This is a genomic window from Pseudomonas sp. NFX98 (assembly GCF_047784845.1).
GTDB lineage: Bacteria > Pseudomonadota > Gammaproteobacteria > Pseudomonadales > Pseudomonadaceae > Aquipseudomonas.
In genome coordinates this window covers 204349-217065 of record NZ_JBLNNF010000008.1, presented here as the reverse complement: position 1 = coordinate 217065, position 12717 = coordinate 204349, and the positions used below count along the sequence as shown (strand labels likewise).

The following is a 12717-nucleotide window of genomic DNA, read 5'->3' as shown; positions in this document are numbered from 1 at the left end:
GGTGCATCGTGCGTAAGTTGACTCAATTGGTTCTCCTGGCTTCCGTACTGGTAGCAGGTCCGGCATTTGCCGACATGAAAATCGCCGTTCTGAACTATCAGATGGCTCTGCTGGAATCCGATGCGGCCAAGAAATACGCCGTGGATGCCGAGAAGAAGTTCGGTCCTCAACTGACCAAGCTCAAGACTCTGGAAAGCAGCGCCAAGGGTATTCAGGATCGTCTGATGGCCGGTGGCGACAAAATGCAACAAGGCGAGCGTGAGCGTCTGGAGCTTGAATTCAAGCAAAAGGCGCGTGACTTCCAGTTCCAGTCCAAGGAACTGAACGAAGCCAAAGCCGTTGCCGACCGTGAAATGCTCAAGCAGCTCAAGCCGAAACTGGATAGCGCTGTGGAAGAAGTCATCAAGAAAGGTGCTTTTGACCTGGTCTTCGAGCGTGGCGCAGTGATTGATGTCAAACCTCAGTACGACATCACGCGCCAGGTTATCGAGCGCATGAATCAGCTGAAGTAATCCATGACAGCGATCATTAAACTCGGCCAATTGGCCGAGTTCCTCGGCGCCACCTTGCGTGGCGACCCGGAGAAAGCAATTACTGGGCTAGCCACCTTGCAGGAGGCTGGCCCAGCTCAGTTGAGCTTTCTGGCAAACCCCCAATACCGCAAGTTCCTGGCAGGCAGCCAGGCGGCAGCCTTGTTGCTCAAGGCCGCTGACGCTGAAGGTTTTGCCGGCAATGCACTGGTGGTACCTGATCCGTACGCCGCTTACGCTCGTGTTTCTCACCTGTTCGATCCCAAGCCCAAAGCGGCTGCCGGTGTGCATCCGACGGCGGTGATTGCGGCGGACGCCGTGGTTGATCCGGCCGCAAGTATCGGTGCCTTTGTGGTTATCGAAAGCGGGGCGCATATTGCTGCAGGTGCCACCATAGGTGCGCATTGCTTCATCGGTGCCCGTAGCGTCATCGGCGAAGGTGGCTGGCTCGCACCGCGCGTGACCCTGTATCACGACGTTCGCGTCGGCAAGCGGGTGGTGATTCAGTCCGGTGCCGTGCTCGGTGGCGAAGGCTTCGGTTTTGCCAACGAGAAAGGTATCTGGCAGAAAATCGCCCAGATTGGTGGTGTGCTGGTAGGTGACGACGTGGAGATTGGCGTGAATACCGCCATCGACCGTGGTGCGCTGGCCGATACCATCATCGGTAATGGCGTTAAGCTCGACAACCAGATTCAGATTGCCCACAACGTTCAGGTGGGCGATCACACGGCCATGGCCGCGTGCGTGGGTATTTCCGGCAGCACCAAAATCGGCAAGCATTGCATGCTCGCCGGTGGCGTAGGGCTGGTGGGGCATATCGATATTTGCGACAACGTTTTCATCACCGGGATGACCATGGTGACCCACTCGATCACCGAGCCGGGCGCGTATTCTTCCGGTACGGCGATGCAGCCGGCAGCCGAGTGGCGCAAAAGCGCGGCACGTATTCGTCAGCTCGATGACATCGCGCGGCGTTTGCGACAGCTGGAAAAGCAAGCAGGGGAAGTGACCCCTGGCGGTAATGCTTCATCAGATGGCTGATACCATTTCCATATCAAGTGTGCACAGTCGCTAAACTGCGCCCTTGATTTGCTAGAGGAGTGCACGTCAGTCGCGCTCCCAATCTTTACATAGGCTTCCCCCCGAAATGATGGACATCAACGAGATTCGCGAATACCTGCCTCACCGTTACCCGTTCCTGCTGGTGGACCGGGTCGTGGATCTGGATGTGGAAGGCAAGCGCATTCGCGCCTACAAGAATGTCAGCATCAACGAACCGTTCTTCAATGGTCACTTTCCCGCGCATCCAATCATGCCGGGCGTACTGATCATCGAGGCGATGGCTCAGGCTGCCGGGATCCTTGGTTTCAAAATGCTCGACGTGAAGCCGGCCGATGGCACGCTTTACTACTTCGTCGGCTCCGACAAGCTACGCTTCCGCCAGCCTGTGCTGCCGGGCGACCAGTTGATCCTCGAAGCCAAGTTCCTCAGCTGCAAGCGTCAGATCTGGAAGTTCGAGTGTCAGGCTTCGGTCGATGGCAAGCCGGTCTGCTCCGCTGAAATCATCTGCGCGGAACGCAAACTATGAGTTTGATTGACCCTCGCGCAATCATCGATCCGACGGCCGTACTGGCCGACGGTGTCGAGGTCGGGCCGTGGTCGATCATCGGTGCAGGTGTGGAAATCGGCGAGGGAACCGTCATCGGGCCTCACGTGATCCTCAAGGGCCCGACCCGAATCGGTAAGCATAACCGCATCTACCAGTTCTCCTCGGTAGGTGAGGACACGCCGGATCTGAAATACAAAGGCGAAGAAACGCGCCTGGTGATCGGTGACCACAACGTCATCCGTGAAGGCGTGACGATTCACCGTGGGACCATTCAGGATCGTTCGGAAACGACCCTGGGCGATCACAACCTGATCATGGCCTACGCGCACATTGGTCACGACAGCGTTATCGGCAACCACTGCATCCTGGTCAACAACACTGCGTTGGCTGGTCACGTGCATGTGGAAGACTGGGCGATCCTCTCCGGATTTACCCTGGTTCACCAGTATTGCCACATCGGTGCCCACAGCTTTTCCGGCATGGGGACCGCCATCGGCAAGGATGTTCCTGCGTACGTCACGGTATTCGGCAACCCTGCCGAGGCTCGCAGCATGAACTTCGAAGGCATGCGCCGTCGCGGTTTCAGCGAAGATGCGATCCACGCTCTGCGTCGCGCCTATAAGGTGGTCTATCGCCAGGGCCTGACAGTCGAGCAGGCACTCACCGAGCTGTCCGAATCGTCGATCCAGTTCCCGGAAGTTGCGGTGTTCCGTGACTCCATCCAGTCTTCGACCCGCGGCATCACCCGCTAATCATGGCTAATCTGCGTATTGCGCTGGTAGCGGGTGAGGCTTCCGGCGACATTCTTGGCGCGGGTCTCATGCGTGCGCTCAAGGCTCGCCACCCGGCAGTCGAATTCATAGGTGTCGGTGGGCCGTTGATGCAGGCCGAGGGCCTGACCTCGTACTTCCCTATGGAACGCCTGTCGGTCATGGGTCTGGTGGAAGTGCTTGGCCGGTTGCGCGAGCTGCTGGCACGCCGCAAGAAGCTGGTCGCCGACCTGATCGCTGCGAAGCCGGACGTGTTCATCGGTATCGATGCCCCGGACTTCAACCTCAATATCGAACTCAAGTTGCGTCAGGCCGGGATCAAGACTGTGCATTACGTCAGCCCTTCGGTCTGGGCCTGGCGGCAGAAGCGGGTGCTGAAGATTCGCGAGGGTTGCGATCTGATGCTGACCCTGTTTCCGTTCGAAGCCAAATTCTACGAAGAGAAGGGCGTGCCGGTACGGTTTGTCGGGCACACCTTGGCCGATGCCATTCCGCTCGAAGCCGACCGAGCTGCTGCGCGGGCCGAACTGGGACTGCCTGACGGGCCATTGGTTGCGCTGATGCCCGGCAGTCGTGGCGGCGAAGTGGGCCGTCTCGGAGCATTGTTTCTCGATACGGCCCAACGCCTGCGGGCACTGCGCCCCGGTGTGCGTTTTGTAGTGCCTTGCGCCAACCCACAGCGCCGGGCGCAACTTGAAGAACTGTTGGCCGGTCGCGATCTACCGCTGACCTTGCTCGACGGCAAGTCCCATCTGGCATTGGCGGCATGTAACGCCGTGCTGATTGCCTCCGGTACAGCAACGCTTGAGGCGCTGTTGTACAAGCGACCGATGGTGGTGGCTTATCGTTTGGCACCGCTGACGTTCTGGATTCTCAAGCGCATGGTGAAAAGCCCCTACGTCTCCTTGCCGAATTTGCTGGCCCAGCGCCTGCTGGTGCCCGAGTTGCTGCAGGACGATGCGACGGTCGAAGCCCTGGCCCAGACTTTGTCGCCGCTCATCGAGGGTGGCGAAGAGCAGACCCGTGGCTTCGATGAAATTCACCGCACCCTTCGTCTGGATGCCTCCAACCAGGCTGCTGATGCAGTGCTCAATCTGATCGGCCAAGTACAATGAGTAAGACAAGCATGCAGATGGGACTGGATTTCACCTTGGTCGCTGAAGTTGAAGATTTGGTTGCCGGCGTCGATGAAGTCGGGCGCGGTCCGCTCTGCGGTGCCGTGGTGACGGCGGCGGTGATTCTCGATCCTGACCGTCCGATTCTGGGCCTGAACGATTCGAAGAAACTCACCGAAGCCCGGCGCGAAAAGCTGTACGACGAGATCTGCGAAAAAGCCCTGAGCTGGTGCATCGCCCGCGCTGAAGTCGAAGAAATCGACGAGTTGAATATCCTGCACGCCACCATGCTGGCCATGCAGCGAGCCGTTGCCGGGCTACACATCCAGCCAAAACTGGCAATGATCGACGGTAACCGTTGCCCGAAACTGCCTATGCGCGCCGAAGCGGTAGTGCAAGGCGATGGCAAGGTTCCGGCCATTGCGGCGGCATCGATTTTGGCGAAGGTCAGCCGCGATCGCGAAATGGCCGCCTTCGAATTGATTTATCCGGGTTACGGCATCGGCGGTCATAAAGGCTACCCGACTCCCGTTCATCTGGAGGCGCTCGCGCGTCTTGGCCCAACACCGATTCATCGGCGTTCGTTCGCTCCGGTGCGCATGGCCTATGAAGCGTTGGAAATCGTCATAGAGAGCTAGTCGCAAGGCTGATTTTTTCTACCAAGGCCCGGTACAATCCGGGCTTTGTTGTTTTCACGTTCACAGACAGGATCACTATGCCGGCTTCATTCGTTCACCTACGCCTGCACACTGAGTACTCCCTGGTCGACGGTCTGGTGCGGATCAAACCGCTGGTCAAGACCCTGGTCGGCATGAACATGCCTGCCGTGGCGGTCACCGATCAGAACAACATGTGCTCCCTGGTCAAATTCTATAAAAACGCCATGGGCGCCGGGATCAAGCCGATCTGTGGCGCCGACCTGTGGCTGTCGAACAAGGATCCGGATAACCCGCTGAGCCGCATCAGCTTGCTGGTGATGAACGCCGCGGGTTATCGCAACCTCACCGAGCTGATTTCTCGTGGCTTCATCGACGGCCAGCGCAATGGCTCGATCATCATCGAGCGCGAGTGGGTGGCCGAAGCCAACGCTGGCTTGATCATGTTGTCGGCGGCCAAAGAAGGCGAAATCGGCCAGGCCATGCTCAGTGGCAATCCGGACGAAGCCGAAACTCTGGCGCGCGAGTGGATGGCGGTGTTCGGGGACCGGTTCTATCTGGAAATCCAGCGCACCAATCGTCCCAACGATGAAGAACAACTGCACGGCGCCGTGGCCCTGGCCGAGAAGATCGGTGCGCCGCTGGTCGCGACCAACGATGTGCGTTTCATCAAGCAGGAAGATTTCGCTGCCCACGAAACCCGCGTCTGTATCGGTGAGGGCCGTGCGCTCGACGATCCGCGGCGTTCGAAGAATTACAGCGACCAGCAATATCTCAAAAGCGCCGAGGAAATGGCTGAGCTGTTCAGCGATATTCCCGAGGCGCTGGAAAACACCGTCGAGATTGCCAAGCGTTGCAACATCGATGTGAAGCTGGGCACGCACTTCCTGCCCAACTTCCCGATTCCCGATGGCATGACCATCGATGAGTATTTCCGCAAGGTGTCGTTCGACGGTCTGGAAGAGCGGCTTAGCGTTCTGCTGCCCAAGGACACCACCGAAGACTACGAGGCCAAGCGTCAGGTCTACGTCGACCGGCTGAATTTCGAACTGGATATCATCATCCAGATGGGCTTCCCCGGTTACTTCCTGATCGTGATGGACTTTATCCAGTGGGCCAAGAGCAACGGCGTGCCGGTAGGTCCAGGCCGTGGGTCGGGTGCCGGATCGCTGGTGGCTTACGTCCAGAAGATCACTGACCTTGACCCACTGGAATATGACCTGCTGTTCGAACGTTTCCTCAACCCGGAACGGGTCTCCATGCCCGACTTCGACGTCGACTTCTGCATGGATGGTCGCGACCGCGTGATCGACTACGTGGCCGAAAAATACGGCCGCAACGCGGTAAGCCAGATCATCACCTTCGGTTCCATGGCGGCAAAAGCTGTGGTCCGCGACGTGGCGCGGGTGCAGGGCAAGTCCTATGGTCTGGCGGATCGTCTGTCGAAGATGATTCCGTTCGAAGTCGGCATGACCCTGGAAAAAGCTTACGAACAGGAAGAAATCCTGCGTGACTTCATCAAGGTCGATGAAGAGGCTGCGGAAATCTGGGAGATGGCGCGCAAGCTTGAAGGCGTTGTGCGTAACGTCGGCAAGCACGCCGGTGGCGTGGTGATCGCACCGACCAAGCTGACCGACTTCTCGCCGATCTATTGCGACGAGGCCGGCGACGGCCTGGTAACCCAGTTCGACAAGGACGACGTTGAAGCCGCCGGTCTGGTGAAGTTCGACTTCCTCGGTCTGCGGACCCTGACGATCATCGACTGGGCGCTGAAAACCATCAACCGCGACCGCGCCAAGGTCAGCGAGCCGCCGCTGGATATCGCGTTCATTCCGCTGGACGACAAACCGACCTACACGCTGCTGCAGAAAGCCGAAACCACGGCGGTGTTCCAGCTTGAATCGCGCGGCATGAAGGAGCTGATCAAAAAGCTCAAGCCCGACTGCCTGGAAGACTTGATCGCACTGGTAGCCCTGTTCCGTCCCGGTCCGTTGCAATCGGGCATGGTGGACGACTTCATCAACCGTAAGCACGGTCGCGCCGAACTGGCGTATCCGCACTCGGATTACCAGTACGAAGGCCTCAAGCCAGTACTGGCGCCGACTTACGGCATCATCCTGTATCAGGAACAGGTGATGCAGATTGCCCAGGTCATGGCCGGCTACACACTCGGCGGTGCGGACATGCTGCGTCGAGCCATGGGTAAGAAAAAGCCCGAGGAAATGGCCAAGCAACGCGGCGGTTTCATTGAAGGTTGCGCCACCAACAATATCGACGCTGACCTCGCCGGTAACATTTTCGACCTGGTGGAAAAGTTCGCCGGTTACGGCTTCAACAAATCCCACTCCGCCGCCTACGGCCTGGTGTCGTACCAGACCGCATGGCTGAAAACGCATTACCCGGCTCCGTTCATGGCGGCGGTACTGTCGGCGGACATGCACAACACCGACAAGGTCGTGACCTTGATCGAAGAAGTGCGGACCATGAAGCTGCGCCTCGACGCGCCGGACGTGAACACCTCGGAGTTCAAGTTCACGGTGAACGACGAAGGCCGGATCATTTATGGTCTGGGCGCGATCAAGGGTGTCGGTGAAGGTCCGGTGGAGGCAATTACCGAAGCGCGTCAGCACGGTCCGTTCAAGGATCTGTTCGACTTCTGCGCCCGGGTCGACCTCAAACGCATCAACAAGCGTACCCTCGACGGCTTGATTCGAAGCGGTGCACTGGATCGTCTTGGCCCGTATTTCCATGATGAGCAAAAAGCCTATCAGGCCAACATCGACCGCAATCGCGCGGTGCTGCTGACGGCCATGGAAGAAGCGATCAAGGCCGCCGAACAAACTGCGCGTACCCAGGACAGCGGTCACTCTGACCTGTTTGGCGGCCTGTTTGTCGAAGAAGACGCCGACGTCTACGCCAATCATCGCAAGGCCAAGGAACTGACTCTCAAGGAACGCCTGAAAGGCGAGAAAGACACCCTCGGCCTGTACCTGACCGGTCACCCGATCGACGAATACGAAGGTGAAATCCGTCGTTTTGCCCGCCAGCGAATCATTGATCTGAAACCGGCACGCGATACCCAGACGGTCGCCGGCATGATCATCGCCTTGCGGGTAATGAAGAACAAAAAGGGCGACAAGATGGGGTTCATCACCCTTGACGACCGCTCTGGACGGATCGAGGCTTCGCTGTTTTCGGAGTCGTTCCATGCTGCGCAGTCACTGTTGCAGACCGACGCGATGGTGGTGGTCGAAGGTGAGGTCAGCAACGATGACTTCTCCGGTGGCCTGAAATTGCGGGTCAAGCGGGTGATGAGCATGGAAGATGCGCGCACCAACCTGGCGGAGAGCCTGCGTTTGAAGCTGCACGCCAAGGACCTCAAGGGCGATCAGCTACGCTGGCTGGGTGAGTTGTTGAAGCGCCATCGCGGTGCGTGTCCGATCACCATGGACTACACCAGCCCTGACGCGAAGGCCTTGCTGCAGTTCGGCGAAGGCTGGCGAATCGATCCGGCGGATGCATTGATTCAAGCCCTGCGTGACCAGTTCGGGCGAGACAACGTCTTCCTCCAATACCGTTAACGGTCAGGGTGCCATTACGTATCCTGAACTTGACCAGAATTTTTAATCTCGACCTGAACGCGCCTCTCCCTTAAGGTAGGGCGCGAATAGACAACCGGCCGGCCCAAGATCACTTGGGACTCGACCCAAGACGGACGCCTATGAACCCGAATTTTCTAGATTTCGAACAGCCGATCGCCGACCTGCAAGCCAAGATCGAAGAGTTGCGCTTGGTCGGTAATGACAATTCGCTGAATATCGGCGATGAGATCTCCCGCCTGCAGGACAAGAGCAAAACGCTGACCGAAGACATCTTCGGCAAGCTGACCAGCTGGCAGATCGCACGTCTGGCGCGTCACCCGAAGCGTCCGTATACCCTGGACTACATCGAACACATCTTCACCGAGTTCGATGAATTGCACGGTGACCGTCACTTCTCCGACGACGCTGCCATCGTCGGCGGCATCGCCCGCCTGGACGACCAGCCGGTGATGATCATCGGTCATCAGAAGGGCCGTGAAGTGCGCGAGAAGGTTCGCCGCAACTTCGGCATGCCGCGTCCGGAAGGCTACCGCAAGGCTTGCCGCCTGATGGAAATGGCCGAACGCTTCAAGATGCCGATCCTGACCTTCATCGACACTCCGGGTGCATACCCAGGCATCGACGCTGAAGAGCGCAACCAGAGCGAAGCGATCGCCTGGAACCTGCGTGTCATGGCTCGCCTGAAAACCCCAATCATCGCCACCGTGATCGGTGAAGGTGGTTCCGGTGGCGCACTGGCAATCGGCGTTTGCGATCAGCTGAACATGCTGCAGTACTCGACCTACGCGGTGATCTCGCCGGAAGGTTGCGCTTCGATCCTGTGGAAAACCGCCGAGAAAGCACCGGACGCCGCTGAAGCCATGGGCATCACGGCCGAGCGTCTGAAAGGCCTGGGCATCGTCGACAAAGTGATCGGCGAGCCTTTGGGCGGCGCCCACCGTGATCCAGCTACTGCGGCGGCTTCGATCCGTGCCGAGCTGAGCTCGCAACTGGCGATGCTCAAGAAGTTCGACAACAAGGCGCTGCTGGACCGTCGTTACGAGCGCCTGATGAGCTACGGTCTCTAACTGACCTCGCGGCACCCTTGTAGGAGCTGCCGAAGGCTGCGATCTTTTGATCTTGTTTTTTTAGAATCAAAGTCAAAAGATCGCAGCCTTCGGCAGCTCCTACAGGGATCTATGAGAAGCGATCAATCTCTATGAATTCTTCGAAGAGTGATCTGCCTTCCCGGCTTTTGCTAACTCTTGAGCCTTGGCGCGACGCCTCCGCTTGGCACATCGCCTTCTCCGGCGGACTCGACTCCACCGTCCTGCTGCACCTTCTTGCTCACCTCGCAAAAAAACAATCCCTGCCGGCGCTGAGCGCCATTCATGTCCATCACGGTCTTCAGGCCGCGGCCGACGCGTGGCCAGACCATTGTCGAGCGCAATGTGAGGCGCTGGGCGTTCCGCTGCGGGTGGTTCGCGTGCAGGTCCAGCCCGGCGCCAGCCTTGAGCATGCGGCCCGGGAGGCGCGCTATGCCGCCTTCAATCAGGTCACTCAAACCAATGAAGTGCTGCTGACCGCGCAACACCGCGACGATCAGGCGGAAACGTTGCTGTTCCGTCTGTTGCGCGGGGCCGGAGTGAGAGGGCTGTCGGGAATGCCGCGCCAGCGACCGTTGGGAAGAGGGTATCTGCTGCGACCCTTGCTCGATGCTACTCGTGCCGAACTGGAGGCCTATGCGGCAGAGCATCAGCTGAGCTGGATCGAGGACCCTTCCAATCAGGATCGACAGTACTCGCGCAACTATCTGCGCCATCAGGTGTTCCCGGTGCTGTCCGAGCGCTGGCCACAGGCGATGGCGACGATGGCGCGCAGCGCCGGGCATCTGAGCGAGGCGCAGGGATTGCTCGGTGATCTTGCGCAAATCGACTTGAGCCAGGCGAGCACGCCAAGTGATTTCGATTGGCTGGGCTTGCCGTCCCTGGAACTGGCTGCGCTGGAAAAGCTTTCAGCTGCACGTCAGCGCAATGCGCTCAGTCACTGGCTTGAGTCGCGGACTCGACTACCGGACAGTGACCACTGGTCGGGTTGGCAAGATTTGCGCGATGCCACCGGCGATGCACGTCCGATCTGGCGCTTGGCGGATGGCGAATTGCATCGGGCGGGTGGGCGAATCTGGTGGTTATCCGGTGGCTGGCTGAAGCCCTTGCCCATCGCAGGAACATGGCCCGACCCCGCGCTGCCTCTGGCGTTGCCCGATAACGGCGTTATCTCGCTGACCGGGCAAATCCCCGATGGTCCGTTGCAGATCCGCTATCGTGAAGGAGGTGAGGTCATGGCGTTATCGGACCGTGGTCATCGTGACTTGAAGCGTTTGCTCAACGAACGTGGTGTGCCGCAATTCGTGCGCGGCAGATTGCCGCTACTGTTCAAAGGCGAGCAATTACTGGCGGTGCCGAACCTTCAGGGGCTGGATGGCGGTGCGGCGGGTGACTGGAATCTGCATTGGCAGCCACTGAACGAAGATCAAGGTTTGAGCTGAAAGGGGCTTTCCGGTAGACTACGCTCCCTTCTTGATACAACTTCTGTGGATTCGCCTGAATTGCAGGAGTTGCCGATTACCAAGCAGTCTTTGCTGGGCGATTCCAAAAAATGTGTAGCGAGCAACGTACCGGTGTTTCATCTTCCGGTCTGTCCCAACGCGGCGGTTTTTTTGAAAGGTGCACTGTGATTAATGCAGGTGATCGGGGGCTTCGGCCTTCCTTCGCTTTCCCCGGCGGCTCGGACCGCTTTAACGCAGACTTCTAGGGTTTTTCATGACGCGCTACATATTCGTCACGGGCGGTGTTGTTTCTTCATTGGGGAAAGGCATTGCATCGGCATCATTGGCGGCCATCCTGGAGGCGCGGGGACTTAAGGTCACCATGCTGAAGCTGGACCCGTACATCAACGTCGACCCGGGCACCATGAGCCCGTTCCAGCACGGTGAAGTGTTCGTCACCCACGACGGCGCCGAGACCGACCTGGACCTGGGCCACTACGAGCGGTTCATCCGCACGACCATGACCCAGAACAACAACTTCACCACCGGCCGTGTCTACGAGCACGTGCTGCGCAAAGAGCGCCGTGGTGACTACCTGGGTGCAACCATCCAGGTCATTCCGCACATCACCGACGAAATCAAGCGCCGCATTATCAAGGGTGCAGGCGATGCCGACGTGGCAATGGTCGAGATCGGTGGCACCGTAGGTGACATCGAGTCGCAACCGTTCCTCGAAGCCATCCGCCAGTTGCGTTTCGAAGTCGGCGCCAAGCGCGCGATGCTGATGCACCTGACACTGGTGCCGTACATCGCCACTGCCGGCGAAACCAAAACCAAGCCAACCCAGCACTCGGTCAAGGAACTGCGTTCCATCGGCCTGCAGCCAGATGTGCTGGTATGCCGCTCCGATCACCCGATCGATGTGTCTTCGCGTCGCAAGATCGCGCAATTCACCAACGTTGAAGAGCGTGCGGTGATCGCGCTGGAAGACGCCGATACCATCTACAAGATTCCGGGCATCCTGCACTCCCAGGGCCTGGACGATTTCGTCGTCGAGCGTTTCGGCCTGCAATGCGGCGGTGCCGATCTGTCCGAGTGGGAAGCCGTGGTCGACGCCAAGCTCAACCCTGAGCACGAAGTCACCATCGCCATGGTCGGCAAGTACATGGAACTGCTGGACGCCTACAAGTCGCTGATCGAAGCGATGAGCCATGCCGGCATCAGCAACCGTACCAAGGTCAACCTGCGCTACATCGATTCCGAAGACATCGAAAACCAGGGCACCGCGCTGCTGGAAGGCGTCGACGCGATTCTGGTTCCTGGCGGCTTCGGTCTGCGTGGCGTGGAAGGCAAGATCACCGCCGTCCAGTATGCTCGCGAAAACAAGGTTCCTTACTTGGGCATCTGCCTGGGCATGCAAGTGGCCGTGATCGAGTTCGCTCGTAACGTCATGGGCTGGAAAGACGCCAACTCCACCGAGTTCGATCGTGCAAGCGGTCATCCGGTCGTGGGTCTGATCACGGAGTGGGAAGATGCCACCGGTGCCGTCGAAACCCGTACCGAAACCTCCGACCTGGGCGGCACCATGCGCCTCGGCGCGCAGGATTGTCTGCTGGAGCCGGGTTCGCTGGTTCACGGTTGCTACGGCAAGGACGTGATCGTCGAGCGTCACCGTCACCGTTACGAAGTGAACAACAACCTGCTGCCGCAAATCATCGAAGCCGGCCTGAAAATCTCCGGTCGTTCCGGTGATGGCGCGCTGGTTGAAGTGGTTGAAGCACCGGATCATCCATGGTTCGTCGCTTGCCAGTTCCACCCGGAGTTCACTTCGACGCCACGCGACGGTCACCCGTTGTTCAGCGGTTTCGTTAAAGCTGCTTTGGCTCAACACCAGAAGAAGGCGTAAAC

General features: G+C 58.9%; 10 protein-coding genes. All 10 read left to right on the top strand.

Annotated features, from left to right (window positions below; genetic code table 11):
• Positions 1-8: 8 nt before the first annotated feature.
• Positions 9-512 carry an OmpH family outer membrane protein gene (locus ACM110_RS13120; RefSeq protein ID WP_007990260.1) on the top strand — a complete coding sequence of 168 codons (504 nt, stop codon included), beginning with the start codon at positions 9-11 and terminating at the stop codon, positions 510-512.
• 3 nt (positions 513-515) lie between these two features.
• Positions 516-1571, top strand: coding sequence for a UDP-3-O-(3-hydroxymyristoyl)glucosamine N-acyltransferase (gene lpxD, locus ACM110_RS13115; RefSeq protein WP_416128088.1), 1056 nt, complete (start codon positions 516-518; stop codon positions 1569-1571).
• 106 nt (positions 1572-1677) lie between these two features.
• Positions 1678-2118, top strand: a complete 441-nt coding sequence (gene fabZ, locus ACM110_RS13110; protein WP_007907157.1) for a 3-hydroxyacyl-ACP dehydratase FabZ — start codon at positions 1678-1680, stop codon at positions 2116-2118.
• Positions 2115-2891 (top strand): acyl-ACP--UDP-N-acetylglucosamine O-acyltransferase, encoded by a 777-nt coding sequence (gene lpxA, locus ACM110_RS13105; protein ID WP_416128087.1) that lies wholly within the window; start codon positions 2115-2117, stop codon positions 2889-2891. The genes fabZ and lpxA overlap by 4 nt, the downstream gene beginning before the upstream one ends.
• A gap of 2 nt (positions 2892-2893) precedes the next feature.
• Positions 2894-4024: a lipid-A-disaccharide synthase gene (gene lpxB, locus ACM110_RS13100; protein WP_416128086.1), complete on the top strand. Its 1131-nt coding sequence runs from the start codon at positions 2894-2896 to the stop codon at positions 4022-4024.
• Between the two features lie 11 nt (positions 4025-4035).
• Entirely contained in the window at positions 4036-4662 is a 627-nt protein-coding gene (rnhB, locus tag ACM110_RS13095; RefSeq protein ID WP_416128142.1) for a ribonuclease HII, read from the top strand.
• Between the two features lie 77 nt (positions 4663-4739).
• Positions 4740-8261 (top strand): DNA polymerase III subunit alpha, encoded by a 3522-nt coding sequence (gene dnaE, locus ACM110_RS13090; protein ID WP_416128085.1) that lies wholly within the window; start codon positions 4740-4742, stop codon positions 8259-8261.
• Positions 8262-8401: 140 nt separating this feature from the next.
• Positions 8402-9349, top strand: coding sequence for an acetyl-CoA carboxylase carboxyltransferase subunit alpha (locus tag ACM110_RS13085; RefSeq protein WP_338585043.1), 948 nt, complete (start codon positions 8402-8404; stop codon positions 9347-9349).
• 131 nt (positions 9350-9480) lie between these two features.
• Positions 9481-10809 (top strand): tRNA lysidine(34) synthetase TilS, encoded by a 1329-nt coding sequence (gene tilS / locus ACM110_RS13080; RefSeq protein WP_416128084.1) that lies wholly within the window; start codon positions 9481-9483, stop codon positions 10807-10809.
• A gap of 274 nt (positions 10810-11083) precedes the next feature.
• The gene (locus ACM110_RS13075; RefSeq protein WP_416128083.1) at positions 11084-12715 is read left to right on the top strand and encodes a CTP synthase; all 1632 of its coding nucleotides are present in this window, start codon (positions 11084-11086) and stop codon (positions 12713-12715) included.
• Positions 12716-12717: the final 2 nt, after the last annotated feature.